Source organism: Streptomyces sp. NPDC020983 (genome assembly GCF_044333485.1).
Lineage (GTDB): Bacteria > Actinomycetota > Actinomycetes > Streptomycetales > Streptomycetaceae > Actinacidiphila.
In genome coordinates this window covers 283,730-299,862 of the sequence record NZ_JBIRRA010000009.1, presented here as the reverse complement: position 1 = coordinate 299,862, position 16,133 = coordinate 283,730, and the positions used below count along the sequence as shown (strand labels likewise).

Below are 16,133 nucleotides of genomic sequence, written 5' to 3'. Positions count from 1 at the left end.
CGGCCGGCGGGCCTGCGGGTGGCCGGCTGCTCCCGGCCGCCGCTCAGAGTGCCGGATCGGACGCCAGTACGATACGGCCCTCGCCCGCGTAGACGTTCATGGAGTCGCCGCGCAGGAAGCCGACCAGCGTCAGCCCGTTCTCCCGGGCGAGGTCGACCGCGAGCGAGGACGGCGCCGACACCGCGGCCAGCACCGGCGCCCCCGCCATCACCGCCTTCTGGGCCAGCTCGAAGGACGCCCGTCCGGACACCATCAGGATCCGGTCCGCGAGCGGCAGCCGGCCCTCCCGCAGCGCCCGCCCGACCAGTTTGTCCACGGCGTTGTGCCGTCCGACGTCCTCGGCCACGTCCAGCAGGGCGCCGCCGGCGTCGAACAGCCCCGCGGCGTGCAGCCCGCCGGTGCGGTCGAAGACCGCCTGCGCGCCGCGCAGCCGCCCGGGCAGCGCCGCCAGCAGCCTGGGCGTCAGCCGGGGGCCGCCGGCGGGGTCCACCGGCAGCCGGGTCGCGGTGCGCACGGCCTCCAGGCTGGCCTTGCCGCACAGCCCGCACGACGACGTCGTGTAGACGTTCCGCTCCAGCGTGATGTCCGGCACCGGCACCCCGGGCGCGAGCCGCACGTCCACGACGTTGTACGTGTTGGCCCCGTCGTCCGTCGCGCCGGCGCAGTAGACGACGTTCGCCACGTCGTCCGCCGCGGCCAGCACGCCCTCGCTGACCAGGAAACCCAGGGCCAGGGCGAAGTCGTCGCCCGGCGTGCGCATCGTGATCGCCAGCGGGCGGCCGTTCAGCCGGATCTCCAGCGGCTCCTCCGCCACCAGCGTGTCCGCCCGGTGCGCGGCCGCCGTCCCGCGGATCCGCAGCACCCGCCGCCGCTCCGTGACCCGTCCCATCGGCCCCACTCCTCCCGCGCTCCCGCCGCGCCCCGCGGGCCGCCCGTGCGCCCCGCGGTCCCGCCCCTGCACCACACGGCGGTGTCATAGGGTGATCCGGACCGCGCAGCGTGCACCACGGACACCCAGGATGGCAGAACCGAGATGAGCGACCAGCCCACCGCCGAGCACACCCTGGAAGGCGACGAGCAGGCCCTGCGGCGGCTGCGGGAGCTGCGCGGCAGCATCGACAACCTCGACGCGGCCCTCGTCCATCTGCTCGCCGAGCGCTTCAAGTGCACCCAGCAGGTCGGTGAGCTCAAGGCCGCCCACGACCTCCCCCCGGCCGACCCGGCCCGCGAGGCCGCCCAGATCGCCCGTCTCCGCCGCCTCGCCGAGGACGCCCGCCTCGACCCGGCCTTCGCCGAGAAGTTCCTGAACTTCATCATCGACGAGGTCGTGCGCCACCACCGCGCCATCGCCGCCCGCCCCCAGCAGCCCGGCGCGAATCCCAGGTGAGAAGCACCTCGGATCCTTGGTATTGTTGACGCAGTCACCCCGGCCCAGCAGGCCGGGGCGGTCGACCCGGTCCGGGTGGCGGAATGGCAGACGCGCTAGCTTGAGGTGCTAGTGCCCTTTATCGGGCGTGGGGGTTCAAGTCCCCCCTCGGACACCAGCAGAACCCCAGGTGATCTGGGGTTTTTCTGTTTTTTCGGGCTGTGGCGTGATCAACCACACCACCAACAGTCCGTCGATTCCCCAGGCCGGACCAGGGACGCCAGGCCGAGTCGGCCCTGGAACGGCCCGGTGTGGGCCTCCCGGTAACGCCGGTTGAGCAGTCGCAGCGGTCGGACCCCGCACCGTCCGCACCCGTGGTCCGCAACCCCTTCCGTGACCTGCTCTGATCCGGCGAGGAAATCAGCAATGCCCCCGCCGAAAGCGGGGGCTTTGCTTCGGTTCGTGGTGCGCCTCATCCACTGAGGGCGTTGGATGGTGCGTCCAGCCAGGGGACTTGGTGATCTGCTGTGACGGTCAGACCGAAGCGATGGAAGCCGGGGCGTCCCTGGTCTTGCCACCATCGGAAGGCGGCTTCCACCTCGTCCCACAGCCGCCGGTTTCCCGACTGGTACACGGTGGCGGTGTCGTGACCGTCGCGGAAGATGACCACCGCCCATGACCTGTCGGTGAGGCTGTAGAGCCACACCGGTCGCTTTCCCGCCTGCTTGCGGTCGGGGACGTGGACGCAGTTCGGCACCTGCAAGCCGACTGCGAACGCTTCCACGTCCAGACTGCCGGTCAGGAACTCCGGCTCGGTGATCGTTGTCGTCGACCTCTCCGCGTCCCCGGTGCCCTGCGCCGGGACATAGCTGCTGTGCTCGGGGCGGACCAGGCGTTGCGAGCGCATGCGCATGAAATTGACCGGCCGGGTGAAGTGCCCGGACGCGCTGTCGCCGTCGTCGGCCACGACCAGACGTACCGTCGCCTCGGTATAGGTGTAGTGCGTGCCCCAGGGGGCGACGATCACCCCGCCCGGGGTGGTCTGCCGCACCCACGCGAACAGTCCGGACCGCAGGCCGCACGTGGCGATCACGCGGTCATAGGGAGCGTCCGGCGGGTAGCCGAGCAGACCGTCACCCGTGATCACCTTCACGTCGCCGTACCCGATGCGCCGCAGCGCCGCGCACGCAGCCTCCGACACGGCCGGGTCCACTTCCACCGAGACGACGTTGCCCGCGCCCACCCGGTGGGCCAGCAGGCCCGCATTCCATCCAGTGCCGGTGCCGATCTCCAACACCTTGTGGCCTGCCTGGGCATCGAGATCAGCGAGCATCGAGAAGACCACGCTCGGCATGGACGACGAAGAGGTGAACGTCTTACCCGGTTCGGTTCCGGTGTGCTCCCCGTCGTCCCACTGCGTGACGATTGGGACATTGGAGTTGGCGTACCCGTACCACGCCGATGAGTCCACCGTCTTGAGCACGGTGGCCGCCTGGCCCGTCGCGGCATCGTGCGGCCACATCAGGTCAGGGAGGAAAGCGGTACGGGGCACGGCGGCGAACGCCGGTGCCCAGTCTGAGGTCATGAATCCGTTTTCCAGGAGGGAGCGGCCCAGTTCCGTGCGACCGGGCCGCTCGTCCTGCTCAGTAGAGCCGTTCGTCACTTGCGGTGCTTCCCGTCACCTTCCGGGCTGCCGCCGTCGGGGCTGGGCTCCGGAGGCGTCCAGGGGGTACCGGGAAGGTTGTCGTCATCGTCGCCCCCGCCCTGGGCACAGATCGTTCCGAGCGTCCTCATAAAGGATCTCCTCTGCTAGTGACACATTCGGTGTGCGCCCCCTGGGATTCTGACTCCAGGGGGCTTGGAACCGCTCCGGCCACGCGGGGGGAACGGTTGAGCCCTTCCCCGCCGCCGCGGCGGGGACCTTCCTCGTGGGCTCTCGTGACCGGAGCGGGGTCTCTGGGGCTGCCGTCTGCGGCGGCCAGCCGGAACGTCGGGAAAGGCAGGATGCTGCGGCGTTGGAGCACCGACAGCCGCCAGCCCGGACAGATCGTGCCCGCCTATGTCGCGGGACATGACCGAACAAAGAATCTGGTCGTTGAGCATCTGCACGCACGCTTCACAGGCGAACAGATCCGCAGTGATGCCGCCCGACGCCGCACCCGTGCCGATCCACAGCACCCGGGCCGACTCCCGGCCGCACCAGAACCAGCAGCGTCCAATGGTCCAGGGGTTACCGTCACCGTCTTCCGCATGCGGAGGCAGCCGAGCGATACGGGGTGCGGACAGCGGCCCAAGCCACGGCCGGAGGTCTGTCGTCACGGTGCCTGCACCGTCCCCCACTTATCGCGTGAGGCACCGGCCTGCTCGCCCTTCTGACACCGTTCACAGCCGCACGGGGGCAGAGCAGCGCTTAAGGGCGTCGGCTCGGTCGCGGGGCGGACGTCGTAGCGGTCCTGCACGATGGTGCGCTTTCCGGACCCCACGTCGATCCGATACACGGCAATCGTCATGCCCATGTGCCCCTCCCCAGCTACCGAGTCTGCTTCGGCTCAGCACTGAGCGTAGGGAGAGGGCTACAGATGAATATGAATCAGAGGAATACCTGGTCTTCGTCCAGGTGGAAGCGGTTGGACATGCGGCGCAGACGCTCTCGGGTCGCCACCCGCTCGGCATAGACAATGCGGCGGAGGGTCGCACGCGCGATGGGGTGGTTGCGAACGAGTTGCGGTGCGATCCTCTCGGCCTTCTCCAACTCGTCCACGGCCCTGTCCCGGTTGCCGTCCCAGAGCCATGCCCTTGCCAGATCCATGTGGTGGTGCCCGCGACGCGACTTCTGGAGAGACCGCAGCGTCTCCGTCTTGTCCTTCCCCATGCGGGCATCTTCCCGAAGCGCTTCGTTGTGGTGACCCATCTCCACCGAGATGGATACCGAGTGGACCAGGACGTTCCCGGTGGAGAACGTGAGCGAGTGCCTGTCGTGTACCGGAGGGCCGGAGTAGGCATCCATGCGCGCGCTGGTCTCGCGGGCAAGCGAGACTCGGTGCCTGGCCTCGTCGCCGTTCCCTGCTCGCGCTGCGCTTACCGCCGCACGAAGCTGGAGGGAGCCCCAGGTGCGGAGCGCCAACTGATCCCCCCGGCCGTGCTCGTGCTGGATGCCGTCCAGCGACTTGTCCAGCAGGGCCGTTGCATCGTCCCAGTCGGCGGTGGCCCACATGTCCCACGCACGCAGGCTGTTTGCCACGGCGGGCATCATGGCGTCGCCGGAAGCTGCGGCGGACCAGGCAGCGCGCTCGCAGGCCATCGCGATCAGTTCGGGATGGCCCAGCGAATGAGCCGCGTTGTGGGCGGTCTTGCAGCAGATCGTGTAGATCGCGAAGGCTTCCTCGCGTTCGTGCCCGGAGGACTGCTCTGCCAGCGCGCGGCTCTCTCGGAAGAGGTCGGGAAGCTGCTGCATGATCCCGATGTAGTCAGCCTGATCACGCTTGGCGTGAAGCTTCTCAAGCTCAGCCCAGAGGACCACCGAGGGCCGGGCGGGCCCGTCGAAGACGGGGGTCAGGTCGTAACGGCGCAGCTCACGAACGATGGACGCCGCAGAAGTTCGCCAGGCGCTGTCTTCGCCCTTGGCCGGGTACGGACGTCCGATCAAGTCGTTCGGATGGCAGTGCAACGCGGCGGCCAGTTCATTGATCGTGCTGGCCCGGTCCAGTTCGACCCGGCCGTTCTCGACCTTCGACACCCATCCTTGGGTACGGCGCATCACGGCGGCCAAATCAGCCTGCGCCATGCCCAGACGAAGGCGCTGCCGTCGCACCCTTCGCCCAACCGTCCCGTCCTCTGGCTGCATGCTTCGATGCTGGCACACCGGCCGGGCACCTGCCGAGACCCTTTCGATGTACCGCCCGAGAGGGTGTCTTGTGGGTCTTGCCACCGCCGTTGGCCACGTGACCAACGCATGACCAACAGCGGGCCGGAACGGACAGAAACCGCAGGTGACGGGCACCACTGCTCACGGGCTTTCTGAGGCCGGAAGGCTCAGTTCTCGCAGGTCAGCGAACTAAAGGGCTGGTGCCCGAGTGGAGAGTTCAAGTCCCCCCTCGGACACCAGCAGAACCCCAGGTGATCTGGGGTTTTTCTGTTTTTCGGGCTGTCCCCCCGAGCGTTTCCGGGCGCCTGCCCGGCCCCGCCGCCGGGACGGCGCAGGCGGTCGGCGAGCGCCGGGGCGGGGGGCAGGGGCGTCAGCGGAGGTCGGTGATCTCGGGGGCGTAGACGGTGCCGAGCGGCTCGGGCCCCACGTACTGCTGGCAGTTGCACTGCTGCGACGCGTACTGGAGCGGCCGGCGGTCGGCGTCCCACAGTGAGGGTGTCTCCACCACCGCGTGGCACCTGGCGTCGTCCCTGCCGTGCATCGCGAGGTGGTGGGTGCAGCCGCAGATGGGCTCCGGCGGGCGGTTCGCGGAGGCCAGGGCGCTCTGCCTGAGCTCCTCGGCCTTGATCAGGTCGAGCTTGCGCCTGTGCCGCCGGTCGGTCGCGTCCTTGATCCGTTCACCGATGGTGCCGCCGCCGAACAGCACCAGGGGAATGATCCACCACAGGTTGTCCATCCACTGCCCCCGTCACTCTGTGCGGCCCAGCATATCGCCGCAGGCGACCGGCCCGGCAGGCCCCGGCCGGGGCCTGTCGCGGTCTCCGCGGCCGGCGGGGGCGGGGGGTGCCGGGCAAACGATTTGGCGCAGGCGTGCCGACCCCGTAAGGTGGTGTTCACCGACGCGGGGTGGAGCAGCTCGGTAGCTCGCTGGGCTCATAACCCAGAGGTCGCAGGTTCAAATCCTGTCCCCGCTACTCGAAGACCGGGGCCCGGTGCCGTCAAGGCACCGGGCCCCGTCGTCGTCTCACGGCCCCCGCCGCTGTCCGTGGTCCGCGCGGTCCCGCTCGCGCACCGGCTCGTACGGCGGTACGTCGCGTCCCGGCTGGAAGTGCGCCCCCTGCCGTATGCGCCGGACGACGAGGACGCAGTCCGCCGCCGCGACCGCCGCCACGGCCGCGCAGAAGGCGGCCCAGCCGGGGTGGCCGTAGACGGCGAAGACCACGGCCGCGGCGGCGCCCCAGAGCAGGCCGCACAGTGCCAGGCCGAACCGCAGCCGCAGCGGGCTGCGGGCCTGCGTCGGTTCGTATCCGGTCCTTCGCATGTCGTCTCCCTCCTTCCAGGCTCTCTCTCCGCCGCGCCCGGCGGAAGCCCAGGCGGCCACCGTTCCGGCCGCCGGGGTTCCCCGTCCGCACCGGTCGGTACCCGAGGCGGGACGGCCCCTCCCCGCGGAGGGGGACGACCCGGTGCCGGGCGGCCGGTAGGTTGGGGGGCCGTGAGTGCCACTCTCCATGCAAAAGACATCGCCGCCGGCCACGGCGCCCGCCGGCTCTTCGACGGCCTGGACCTCGTCGTCGCACCCGGCGACGTCGTCGGCCTCGTGGGCGTCAACGGCGCCGGCAAGTCCACGCTGCTGCGGCTGCTCGCCGGGCTGGAGGCCCCGGAGCAGGGGGCCGTGACGCTGAGCCCGGTGAACGCCACCGTCGGCTACCTGCCGCAGGAGCCGGACCGCAGGGACGAGTCCGTCCGTGACTTCCTGGCCCGCAGGACCGGCGTGACCGCCGCCCAGCAGGCGCTGGACGCGGCGACGCAGGCCCTCGTCGAGGAGGCGCCGGGCGCCGACGACGCCTACGCCGAGAGCCTGGAGCGCTGGCTCGCCCTCGGCGGCGCGGACCTCGACGAGCGCGCCGAGGAGGCGGCCGAGGCGCTCCGCCTGGGCGTCGGGCTCGACCGGCGGATGCCGGCGCTGTCCGGCGGCCAGGCCGCCCGTGCCGGGCTCGCCTCGCTGCTGCTGAGCCGCTACGACGTCTTCCTGCTCGACGAGCCGACCAACGACCTGGACCTCGACGGGCTGGAGCGGCTGGAGAAGTTCGTCTCGGGCCTGCGCGCCGGCACGGTCCTGGTCAGCCACGACCGGGAGTTCCTGGCCCGTACGGTCACCCGCGTCGTCGAGCTGGACCTCGCACAGCAGCAGGTCGCGGTCTTCGGCGGCGGCTACGACGCGTATCTGGAGGAGCGCGCGACCGCGCGCCGGCACGCCCGCGAGGAGTACGAGGAGTACGCCGAGACCAGGGCGGGCCTCGAGGCGCGGGCGCGGATGCAGCGCGGCTGGATGGACAAGGGCACCCGCAACGCGCTGCGCAAGGCCCCGGACAACGACAAGATCGCCCGCAGAGCGCGTGCCGAGGGCAGCGAGAAGCAGGCGGCCAAGGCACGGCAGACCGACCGGATGATCGAGCGGATGGAGAAGGTCGAGGAGCCGCGCAAGGAGTGGGAGCTGCGGATGTCGATCGCCGCCGCCCCGCGCTCCGGCGCGGTCGTGGCCACGCTGCACGGCGCGGCCGTCACCCGCGGCGGCTTCCGCCTCGGACCGGTCGACCTGCAGATCGACTGGGCCGACCGCGTCGCGATCACCGGTGCGAACGGCTCCGGCAAGTCCACCCTGCTCGCCGCGCTGCTGGGCCGCCTGCCGCTCGACGAGGGCACCGCCGCGCTCGGCCCCGGCGTGCGGATCGGCGAGGTCGACCAGGCTCGCGGCCTCTTCCGCGGCGACGAGCCGCTGCTCGACGCCTTCCGCGCCCCGGCGCCCGACCTGGAGCCGGCCGACATCCGCACCCTGCTGGCGAAGTTCGGGCTGAGGGCCGACCACGTGATGCGCCCGGCGGCCACCCTGTCGCCCGGCGAGCGCACCCGGGCGGCGCTGGCCCTGCTCCAGGCCCGCGGGGTCAACCTGCTGGTCCTGGACGAGCCGACCAACCACCTCGACCTGCCCGCGATCGAGCAGCTGGAGTCGGCCCTGGCGGCGTACGAGGGCACGCTGCTGCTGGTCACCCACGACCGGCGGATGCTCGGCGCGGTGCGCACCACCCGGCGGATCGAGGTCGCGGACGGGCGGATCACCGAGCACTGACCCCGCCGCCCGGCCGCCGGGGGGGAACCCGATCGGACGCGCCTGCGTCCCATCGCCGAGGATCCGCCGCAGGGGCGGAGAAGCGGTGGGAGAGGGGATCGCGATGTGCCCTCGGATGCGTACCCGGACCGTGCTGCCGGTGGTGCTCGCGGCGGTGGCGGTGCTGGCGGCGGGGTGCGGCTCCGCGTCCGGCCCGGGCTCCGGCGGCTCCGGCCCGGGCGGCGTCCGCACGCTCCCGGCGCCGGATCCGACGAGCCCGTCCGCCGGGGGCACGGGGGCGGCCTGCGGGGACGCCGTGGTCGACCTCACCCGCCCGGGCACGGCAGGCGGCACCGTCTGCCTGCACGTCGGGGCGACGCTGCGGGTGCGCAACGGAGCGGCCGCGCAGGACGGCACCGTGACCGGCACCGCGCTGCGGGAGATCGGCACGGGCGTCTACCGCGGGGTGTCCGCGGGCCGCGCCGAGGTGGCCGGCACCAGGCGGGCCTGCCCTGTGGAGCCCGGCAGGATGAGCTGCCTGGCGATCACGCACTGGCGGCTGGCCGTCGACGTCCGCTGACGCCGGCGGGGACGGCGGCGGGCCCGGACCGGCAGTGGGGGCCGGTCCGGGCCCGTCGCGCGTTCAGCGGTGCGGCGTCCCGTCAGGAGGCGGGATCAGCTCGCGTTGAGAGCGGTGTCGTCGAGCAGGAAGGACGTGGCGTACGAGGAGTCCTCGGTGCCGGTGAACTTCAGGGTGACGGTCTTGCCGGCGTAGGAGCTGAGGTTGACGCTCCGCTGGACGTAGCCGGTGCCCTGGTTGACGTTGCTGTAGCTGGCGACGGTCGTGCCGTTGGCCGTGACGGTGAACTTGTCGTAGGCCGCGGTCGTGCCCTCGTCGGAGGAGATGTAGAGGTAGAAGCTCAGGGTCGCGGTGGAGCAGCTCGCCGGGATGGTGACCGACTGGGAGACGGTGTCGGTGTGGGTGGTGCCGTAGCCGTCGAACCAGGCCTTGTAGGAGCCGGAGTGGGCCGGGGCGTCGGTGCTGTTGTCGATGACGCCGGTGGAGGCCGTCCAGCCGGTGCTGCCGCTCTCGAAGCCGGGGTTGGCCAGCAGCTGGCCCGCGGTGCAGGTGCCGCCGCCCGAGGTGGTGACCGCCCAGCTGAAGGACGCCGAGCCCGACGCGCCGGTGGAGTCCGAGGCGCTGACGGTCACGGAGGAGGTGCCGGCGGTGGTCGGGGTGCCGGAGATGACGCCGGTGGAGGAGTTGATGCTCAGGCCCGCGGGCAGACCGGACGCCGAGTAGGTCAGGCTCTGGCCGGACGCGGAGTCGCTGGCGTGCACCTGGAGGCTGACGGCGGTGCCCACGACGGTGGACTGGTTGCCGGGGCTGGTCACGGTCACGGTGTTGCCGCCCGTGGAGGTGCCGTTGGTGAAGGCGGACGTGCCGTTCGGGGTGCCGAGGCCGGTCGGGCCGTCGTAGCCGGCCGCCGCGGTGCAGAGGTAGCTGCCGCCGCACGAGCCGTTGCTGCCGCTGGTGACGTCGTTGAGCGCGCCGGTGTGCGCGTACGGGTACGACGCCGGGGTGGTGCCGGAGGCCGGGGTGCCGGCCAGGGCGTAGACGGAGGCGATGATCGGCGACGAGGCGCTGGTGCCGCCGTAGACCTGCCAGCCGCTGGCCTGGTAGCTGTCGTAGACGGCCAGGCCGGTGGCCGGGTCGGCGACGGCGGAGACGTCGGCGATGGTGCGCTTGGAGCAGCCGGAGTCGCTCTGCCAGGTGGGCTTGGCGTCGTAGGACGAGCAGCCGGAGCCGGTGCCCTCGGTGCTGGAGGTGTTCCAGACGCTCTCGGTCCAGCCGCGGCTGGTGCCGGTGGCGCGCTTCAGCGCCGTGCCGCCGACGGCGGTGACGTACTTCGAGGCGGCCGGGTACTCCGCGCCGTAGCCCTCGTCACCGGAGCTGACGGTGATGGCGACGCCCGGGTGGTTGAAGTACGACGAGTCGTAGCTGGTGTCGGAGGACGACTCGCTGCCGCCGTAGCTGTTCGAGACGTACTTCGCGCCGAGGCTGACCGCCTCGTTCACCGCGATGCCCAGGTTGGACATGCTGGCGCTGGTGGCCTCGACCAGCAGGATGTGGCACTGCGGGCAGACCGCGCTGACCATGTCGAGGTCGAGCGAGATCTCGCCGGCCCAGCCGGAGTCGGCGGTGGGGTAGCTGGTGCCGCCGGTCTGGTTGACCTTCTTGAAGCAGCCGTTGGCCGTGGTGCAGGCCGGCAGTCCGTACTGGCTGCGGTACGTCGCCAGGTCCGCCTCGGCGTTCGGGTCGTCCTGGGCGTCGACGATGGCCACGGTGGCGCCGGAGCCGGCCGACGACGGCAGGGCGTAGGCGCTCTGCAGATCGGTGGGGCCGTAGCCGGAGGGTGTGGCGTCGGGGCTGATGCCGAGGTGGTGCACGACGTCGGTACGTGCCAGCGCCAGGCAGGACATCCCGCCGGGCGTGGACGGCCTGGCGCACAGGTGCGCGGTGGTGGAGCTCGCCGCGCTGCCGGTCGCACCGGTGGCGGCGGTCCCGGTGGTGGGTACGGCGGCCGCCGACGACGGGGCCGCGGCGGCGAGCATGCCGCCGGTGATCAGCGCGCCCGAGGCGACGATCGCCACCGCGGCGCGGCGGACGGCTCGTCTGATCGGGCCGGGACTTGTCAGCTGCAATGAACTGCCCTCCGTGGGGGATCGGCTCCCGGGGGTCCGCCGGACGGTCAAATCTGTCAGGGTCATGACAACAGACCATCGAACGGTTCCGACTGGGACATTCGTGTGGCGCACGTTCACCGGTGATCACGTCGACGAGAGTTGTCAACGCCCGTTCACTGCCACCACGTTCAGTGGTGGCCACGCTGAACGTAGTGAAACCTGCCCCAAGGGACCACCGGGTAATGGCAAAGCCTTTCCCTCGAAACCGTGGTCACAGTTCTCCCGCCCGCTGCCGCGACCGGCCGCGGACGTATACGTTGTGACGCCATGGACACCGAGGAAGAGACCGTGGGAGACCTTGTCGCGCTGGGGCTCGCGCGCTACGAGGCGCGGGTCTACCTCGCCCTGGTGCGCCGCGAGTCCTACACCGCCGCCGAGGTCGCGCGCGCCGCCGACGTGCCCCGGCAGCGGGTCTACGACGTGCTGGACACCCTCGTACGGCGGCGGCTCGCCGTCGCGCACCCCGGGCGTGTCGCGACCTTCTCCGCCGTCGACCCCGAGCTGGCCGTCGCCCGGCTGATGACCCTTCAGCGCGAGCAGCTGGAGCGCCTCGACCGGGTGTCCACCGCGCTGACCACCGCACTCGTCCCGGTCTGGACGGACGGCCGGGACCAGACCGTGCCGCTGGACTACGTCGAGATCCTGCGCGACCCCAAGGCCATCGCCGAGGCCTTCGCCGACATCCAGGCGCACGCCCGCGAGGAGCTGCTCAGCTTCTGCAAGCCTCCCTTCGTCGCCCCCGCCGCCAACACCGCCGGCATCCGCGCCACCCGTCGGCTGCACCGCTCCGGCGGCACCGTGCGGGCCATCTACACCCGCGACGCCCTCGACGACGGCGAGGTGCTGGAGAACGTGCGGCGCTTCGGCGCGGCCGGCGAGGAGTGCCGCTTCACCGACGAGCTGCCGCTCAAGCTCATCGTCGCCGACGCCCGCCTCGTGCTGTGCGACATGCCCGACCCGGTGGCCGGCACCGGGGCGACCACCGCGCTCTACATCGAGCACCCCGCGCTGGCCGCGTGCCTGCGGCTGGCGTTCCTGACCGTGTGGGAGGGCGCCCGTACGGCCTCCAGCGCCCTTGCGCCCGACACGGGGGCCGTTCCCTCCTGACACACGTTTGACCACGACATCCGGGGCTAGAGTGAGCATGTGGCCGTGTTCCTGCTCGGCTTGGGCGCCGCCTGCTGCCTCGGCTTCGGTTTCGTGCTGCAGCAGCGCGCGGCCGCCCGTGCCCCGCTGGCGGACTTCCTGTCCTTCCGGCTGCTGCTCGACCTGATCCACATGCCCGACTGGCTGCTCGGCGTCGGGCTCATGGTGTGCGGCCAGGTGCTCGGCGCGATCGCCCTCGGTTACGGCGAGATCTCCCTCGTCGAACCGCTCACCGCGACCAACCTGCTCTTCGCCATGGCGCTGTCCCGCCGGCTGACCGGCCAGCCGCTCGGCTGGAACGGCTGGCTGGGCGTCGCCCTGCTCGCGCTCGGGGTGACCGCCTTCATCGTGGCCGGGCGCCCCACGGGCGGCGGTGCGGAGGCCGGCGCGCTGCGGCACTGGCTGGTCTTCGGCACGGTCGCCGGGATCGCCCTGGTGCTCACCCTCAAGGCGCGCCGGCTGTCCCGCTCCGGCGAGGCGGCCCTGCTCGGCCTCGCCGCCGGGCTGCTCTACGGCCTGCAGGACTCGCTGACCCGGGTGTGCGGCCAGATCGTCCAGGACGAGGGGATCGACCGGCTCCTGGTGTCCTGGCAGCCGTACGCGGTCGGCGGGCTCGGCCTGACCGGCATGCTGCTGGTGCAGAGCGCCTTCGAGATGGCCCCGCTGCGGATGTCGCTGCCGTCGCTCACCGCCGCCCAGCCGATCGCCGGCATCGTCTGCGGAGTGGGCTTCCTCGGCGACCGGCTGCGCTTCACCGCCGGCGCGCTGGCCTGGGAGGCCGCGGGCCTGGCGGCGATCGTGGTGGGCGTGGTGCTGCTCGGGCGGCACCCGGCGATGCCCGCCGGCGCCGCCGAGCGCGAGCCCGTCGGCGCCACCCGCCTGCGCTGAGGCACCCGCGCCCGGCCCGTACCACCGCCGTGCCCCGCCGTGCCCGCCGTGCCGCCGTACCGCCGCCGCGCCCGCCGTGCCGCCGTACGCGCCGCGGTCCGCGGCGGCCGCGGTGATATCTGGCGAGGAGAAGGTCGTAAACCCTCAAACCGCTGGCACAAGCGATCGGAAGCGGTCGGAAAGCGTCCAAACATGTGGACCTTGCGGTTTCCCGCGCTGCCGCGGTGCGGCGTTCACGACACTCGTGGCATGAGGGCGGAAGCCGCCGGAGGACCGGTGGCGCCTGCGGGGACTCACAACCGAAGGCGATGGTGGGTACGGTCATGGACGTCCGCGGGAGGATCGCGCACGACCAGATCCCGGCTCCTGGGTCGTACGAAGGCGTCTGGCGCTTCACCGCCGCCGCCGTGGACTCCTCGGTGCCCCAGGTGCGGCACGGGGTCCGCAGCCTCGTCGCGGACCTCGGGGTGCCGATCGACGAGGACATCCTCTACGGGCTGCTGGTGATCGTCTCCGAGCTGGTCACCAATGCCGTCCGGCACGCGGCCGTGCTGTCGCCCGAGCTGGGCGTCGAGGTCGCCGTCGGGCCGGACTGGATCAGGGTCGCGGTCGAGGACCAGCACCCCTACCGGCCCAAGGCGCTGGAGACCGACCACGCCAGGACCGGCGGCCGCGGGCTGCTCCTGGTCAAGACGATCACCGCCGAGGCCGGCGGCAGCTGCGACGTGGCCCAGACCGCCACCGGCGGCAAGGTGATCTGGGCGGCCGTGCCGCTGCGGCCCGCCGTCCGCTGACCCGCCGCGCGCCCGGCCCGCGGGCGGACCGGCTACCAGCCCGCGCCGCCCCCGGTGACCTCGCGCACCGCGGGCAGCGCAGCGTCCAGCACCGTGCCGAACCACGCCGAGAACGTCCCGTCGGCCCGCCGCTTGGCCAGCTCCTCGGGCGTGACGAAGGCGATGTCGTCGATCTCTTCCGGATCCGGCCGCAGCTCCCCGCCGGCCAGACCCACGAAGAGGTGGTTGAATTCCTGCTCCACCAGGCCCGACGCCGGGTCGGGGTGGTTGTAGCGCACCGTGCCGGCCTCCCGCATGAGCACCGGCGCGGCCCCCAGCTCCTCCGCGGTGCGCCGCGCCGCGGCGACGAACGGCGGCTCGCCGGGGTAGGGGTGGCCGCAGCAGGTGTTGGACCACACCCCGGGGGAGTGGTACTTGCCCAGCGCCCTGCGCTGGAGCAGCAGCCGGCCCTCGTCGTCGAAGAGGAAGACCGAGAACGCCCGGTGCAGCCGGCCCGGCGCCGTGTGCGCCGACAGCTTCTCGGCCGTGCCGATCGTCACACCGCCCTCGTCGACCAGTTCCAGCATGATCGGCTCCGCGGCCTCGGCCGTGGACGGCGGCGTGGCGGGGATGCCGGCGGCAGGGCTGGTAGGCATAACCATCCTTCGTGTTTCGACGACGGGTCCTCAGTCTGCCTCACCCGGGGACCGGCTGATCGCGCACTCCACCACACCCGTCCATGGCGGAGCTCTACCCGCACGTCAGGGCGTACGCGGGGATATGCCGGCGGCACCGCCGCACGGTGGTGCGGGGGTGGTACGGGAGCGGCGTGCGGGGGCGCGCGGCGCCGTCAGTGGCACAGCCGCGCCTCGTGCTCGGCGTGGCCGGCCGGCTCCAGCTGGAAGGTGCAGTGCTCGACGTCGAAGTGGGTGCCCAGGCACCCCTGGAGATCGTGCAGCATCTTCTCGTACCCCACCTCCTCCAGCACGTCCTGGCTGACCACCACGTGCGCCGACAGCACCGGCAGCCCCGAGGTGATGGTCCAGGCGTGCAGGTCGTGCAGGCCCTCCACGCCCTTGAGACCCTCGATGTGGTGCCGTACCGCCGCCATGTCGACGTCCTTGGGCGCGGCCTCCAGCAGCACGTCCACCGCCTCGCGCAGCAGCCGCCAGGTCCGCGGCACGATCAGCACGCCGATCAGCAGCGACGCCACCGCGTCGGCCTCCCGCCAGCCGGTGGTGAGGAAGACCACGGCCGCCACCACGACCGCGAAGGAGCCCAGCGCGTCGGCCATCACCTCCAGGAACGCCCCGCGCACGTTCAGGCTCTCGCGCTGGCCGCCCATCAGCACCAGCAGCGAGACGGTGTTCGCGGCCATGCCGACCAGGCCGAACACGATCGTGGCGCCGCCCGCGAAGTGCTGCGGGGACACCAGCCGGGAGATGCCCTCGGCGAAGATGAAGGCCCCGACGCCGAAGAGCAGCACCGCGTTGATCACCGCGGCCAGGATCTCGGCACGCGCGTAGCCGAAGGTCCGGCGCTCGCTCGGCGGGCGGGCGGCGATGTGCACGGCCAGCAGCGCCATCGCGATCCCCGCGGCGTCGGTGGCCATGTGCCCGGCGTCGGCGAGCAGCGCGAGCGAGCCCGTGACCAGGCTGCCGACCACCTCGGTGGCCAGCACCAGCACGGTGATGCCGAGCGCCACCAGCAGCCGTCCGCGGTGCTCGGCGGTCGCCGTGCCGAGCCCGTGCGCGTGGCCGTGCCCGCCGTGCCCGTGACCGTGGTCGTGCACGCGGCCGCCGCCGTGCCCGTGGCCGGGCCGGCCCTGCCGGGTGGCCCCGGCGTGCTCGCTGCGTGCTGCCCCCATCGGCGCGTCCCCTTCCCTCGTGCGCTGCCGTGTGCCGTTCCGGAGCCGGCTGACGCGGAAGGTACCCGGGGTACGGACGACCTCCGGCCGCGGCGGCCAGTCAACACCGGTCACCCGTGGTGGGCAAGCCGGCACTGGAGACCGTTGTCATGTGCGGTGACCTGCGACGACATGCCACGCGGCGGGCCCGCGGGAAAGACCGCCGAGGTCACCCGTACGCAGTACCCGGGGGGGTGGTTGTCGGGGCGCCGCGGATCGCGCATGATGATCACGCCGTACGCGCCAAGTTTGGGCCAATACTCGGTGAACGGCTCTCGTCGTCCATCCGATAGCCTCGGCCGTCGAGCCGGGCGGTCCTCCGCGCCGCCGCAAAC

Annotated in this window: 14 protein-coding genes and 2 tRNA genes; 8 read left to right on the top strand and 8 right to left on the bottom strand. The window is 72.2% G+C overall.

Annotated elements, in window-relative coordinates; all coding sequences use genetic code 11:
* Window positions 1-43: 43 nt before the first annotated feature.
* The gene (gene fdhD / locus ACH4SE_RS22275; protein ID WP_398545154.1) at window positions 44-889 is read right to left on the bottom strand and encodes a formate dehydrogenase accessory sulfurtransferase FdhD; all 846 of its coding nucleotides are present in this window, start codon (window positions 887-889) and stop codon (window positions 44-46) included.
* 144 nt (window positions 890-1,033) lie between these two features.
* Between fdhD and ACH4SE_RS22270 the strand changes: the two genes are divergently transcribed.
* On the top strand, window positions 1,034-1,387 hold the full coding sequence (locus ACH4SE_RS22270) for a chorismate mutase (RefSeq protein WP_398545153.1): 354 nt from the start codon (window positions 1,034-1,036) through the stop codon (window positions 1,385-1,387).
* 69 nt (window positions 1,388-1,456) lie between these two features.
* Window positions 1,457-1,544: transfer RNA gene (locus ACH4SE_RS22265), tRNA-Leu, on the top strand.
* A gap of 294 nt (window positions 1,545-1,838) precedes the next feature.
* Here the strand turns inward: ACH4SE_RS22265 and ACH4SE_RS22260 are convergent.
* The 3 genes from ACH4SE_RS22260 to ACH4SE_RS22250 form a co-directional block, all read right to left on the bottom strand.
* Window positions 1,839-3,029 (bottom strand): methyltransferase domain-containing protein, encoded by a 1,191-nt coding sequence (locus ACH4SE_RS22260; protein WP_398545152.1) that lies wholly within the window; start codon window positions 3,027-3,029, stop codon window positions 1,839-1,841.
* A gap of 927 nt (window positions 3,030-3,956) precedes the next feature.
* Window positions 3,957-5,210, bottom strand: coding sequence for a helix-turn-helix domain-containing protein (locus ACH4SE_RS22255; protein WP_398545151.1), 1,254 nt, complete (start codon window positions 5,208-5,210; stop codon window positions 3,957-3,959).
* A gap of 391 nt (window positions 5,211-5,601) precedes the next feature.
* Window positions 5,602-5,967: a hypothetical protein gene (locus ACH4SE_RS22250; protein ID WP_398545150.1), complete on the bottom strand. Its 366-nt coding sequence runs from the start codon at window positions 5,965-5,967 to the stop codon at window positions 5,602-5,604.
* A 164-nt stretch (window positions 5,968-6,131) separates the two neighbouring features.
* On the opposite strand from ACH4SE_RS22250, the gene ACH4SE_RS22245 reads away from it, so the two are divergent.
* Window positions 6,132-6,205: transfer RNA gene (locus ACH4SE_RS22245), tRNA-Met, on the top strand.
* 50 nt (window positions 6,206-6,255) lie between these two features.
* On the opposite strand, the gene ACH4SE_RS22240 is transcribed toward ACH4SE_RS22245, so the two are convergent.
* Complete coding sequence (locus tag ACH4SE_RS22240) at window positions 6,256-6,552, bottom strand: DUF6343 family protein (protein ID WP_398545149.1); 297 nt, start codon at window positions 6,550-6,552, stop codon at window positions 6,256-6,258.
* Window positions 6,553-6,723: 171 nt separating this feature from the next.
* Between ACH4SE_RS22240 and ACH4SE_RS22235 the strand changes: the two genes are divergently transcribed.
* Window positions 6,724-8,358 carry an ABC-F family ATP-binding cassette domain-containing protein gene (locus tag ACH4SE_RS22235; protein WP_398545148.1) on the top strand — a complete coding sequence of 545 codons (1,635 nt, stop codon included), beginning with the start codon at window positions 6,724-6,726 and terminating at the stop codon, window positions 8,356-8,358.
* Window positions 8,359-8,473: 115 nt separating this feature from the next.
* Complete coding sequence (locus ACH4SE_RS22230) at window positions 8,474-8,917, top strand: hypothetical protein (RefSeq protein WP_398545147.1); 444 nt, start codon at window positions 8,474-8,476, stop codon at window positions 8,915-8,917.
* Between the two features lie 95 nt (window positions 8,918-9,012).
* Here the strand turns inward: ACH4SE_RS22230 and ACH4SE_RS22225 are convergent, their stop codons facing one another.
* Window positions 9,013-10,953: a putative Ig domain-containing protein gene (locus ACH4SE_RS22225; protein ID WP_398545267.1), complete on the bottom strand. Its 1,941-nt coding sequence runs from the start codon at window positions 10,951-10,953 to the stop codon at window positions 9,013-9,015.
* Between the two features lie 399 nt (window positions 10,954-11,352).
* Here ACH4SE_RS22225 and ACH4SE_RS22220 point away from each other — a divergent pair, with 399 nt between their 5' ends.
* The 3 genes from ACH4SE_RS22220 to ACH4SE_RS22210 all read left to right on the top strand — a co-directional run bounded on the left by ACH4SE_RS22220 (window position 11,353) and on the right by ACH4SE_RS22210 (window position 13,913).
* Window positions 11,353-12,192: a TrmB family transcriptional regulator gene (locus ACH4SE_RS22220; protein WP_398545146.1), complete on the top strand. Its 840-nt coding sequence runs from the start codon at window positions 11,353-11,355 to the stop codon at window positions 12,190-12,192.
* 39 nt (window positions 12,193-12,231) lie between these two features.
* Window positions 12,232-13,119, top strand: coding sequence for a DMT family transporter (locus ACH4SE_RS22215; protein ID WP_398545145.1), 888 nt, complete (start codon window positions 12,232-12,234; stop codon window positions 13,117-13,119).
* 308 nt (window positions 13,120-13,427) lie between these two features.
* On the top strand, window positions 13,428-13,913 hold the full coding sequence (locus tag ACH4SE_RS22210; RefSeq protein ID WP_398545144.1) for an ATP-binding protein: 486 nt from the start codon (window positions 13,428-13,430) through the stop codon (window positions 13,911-13,913).
* 32 nt (window positions 13,914-13,945) lie between these two features.
* On the opposite strand, the gene idi is transcribed toward ACH4SE_RS22210, so the two are convergent.
* Both idi and ACH4SE_RS22200 read right to left on the bottom strand, forming a co-directional pair.
* The gene (idi, locus tag ACH4SE_RS22205) at window positions 13,946-14,548 is read right to left on the bottom strand and encodes an isopentenyl-diphosphate Delta-isomerase (RefSeq protein ID WP_398545143.1); all 603 of its coding nucleotides are present in this window, start codon (window positions 14,546-14,548) and stop codon (window positions 13,946-13,948) included.
* A 194-nt stretch (window positions 14,549-14,742) separates the two neighbouring features.
* Window positions 14,743-15,759 (bottom strand): cation diffusion facilitator family transporter, encoded by a 1,017-nt coding sequence (locus tag ACH4SE_RS22200; protein ID WP_398545142.1) that lies wholly within the window; start codon window positions 15,757-15,759, stop codon window positions 14,743-14,745.
* Between the last annotated feature and the right edge of the window lie 374 nt (window positions 15,760-16,133).

Bases quoted from the DNA above. Each gene is read 5' to 3' on its own strand.
- fdhD (WP_398545154.1), bottom strand. From the start codon at position 889: ATGGGACGGGTCACGGAGCGGCGGCGGGTGCTGCGGATCCGCGGGACG.
- ACH4SE_RS22240 (WP_398545149.1), bottom strand. From the start codon at position 6,552: ATGCGAAGGACCGGATACGAACCGACGCAGGCCCGCAGCCCGCTGCGG.
- ACH4SE_RS22230 (WP_398545147.1), top strand. From the start codon at position 8,474: ATGCGTACCCGGACCGTGCTGCCGGTGGTGCTCGCGGCGGTGGCGGTG.
- ACH4SE_RS22220 (WP_398545146.1), top strand. From the start codon at position 11,353: ATGGACACCGAGGAAGAGACCGTGGGAGACCTTGTCGCGCTGGGGCTC.
- ACH4SE_RS22250 (WP_398545150.1), bottom strand. From the start codon at position 5,967: ATGGACAACCTGTGGTGGATCATTCCCCTGGTGCTGTTCGGCGGCGGC.
- ACH4SE_RS22255 (WP_398545151.1), bottom strand. From the start codon at position 5,210: ATGCAGCCAGAGGACGGGACGGTTGGGCGAAGGGTGCGACGGCAGCGC.
- ACH4SE_RS22270 (WP_398545153.1), top strand. From the start codon at position 1,034: ATGAGCGACCAGCCCACCGCCGAGCACACCCTGGAAGGCGACGAGCAG.
- ACH4SE_RS22200 (WP_398545142.1), bottom strand. From the start codon at position 15,759: ATGGGGGCAGCACGCAGCGAGCACGCCGGGGCCACCCGGCAGGGCCGG.
- idi (WP_398545143.1), bottom strand. From the start codon at position 14,548: ATGCCTACCAGCCCTGCCGCCGGCATCCCCGCCACGCCGCCGTCCACG.
- ACH4SE_RS22225 (WP_398545267.1), bottom strand. From the start codon at position 10,953: ATGCTCGCCGCCGCGGCCCCGTCGTCGGCGGCCGCCGTACCCACCACC.
- ACH4SE_RS22210 (WP_398545144.1), top strand. From the start codon at position 13,428: ATGGTGGGTACGGTCATGGACGTCCGCGGGAGGATCGCGCACGACCAG.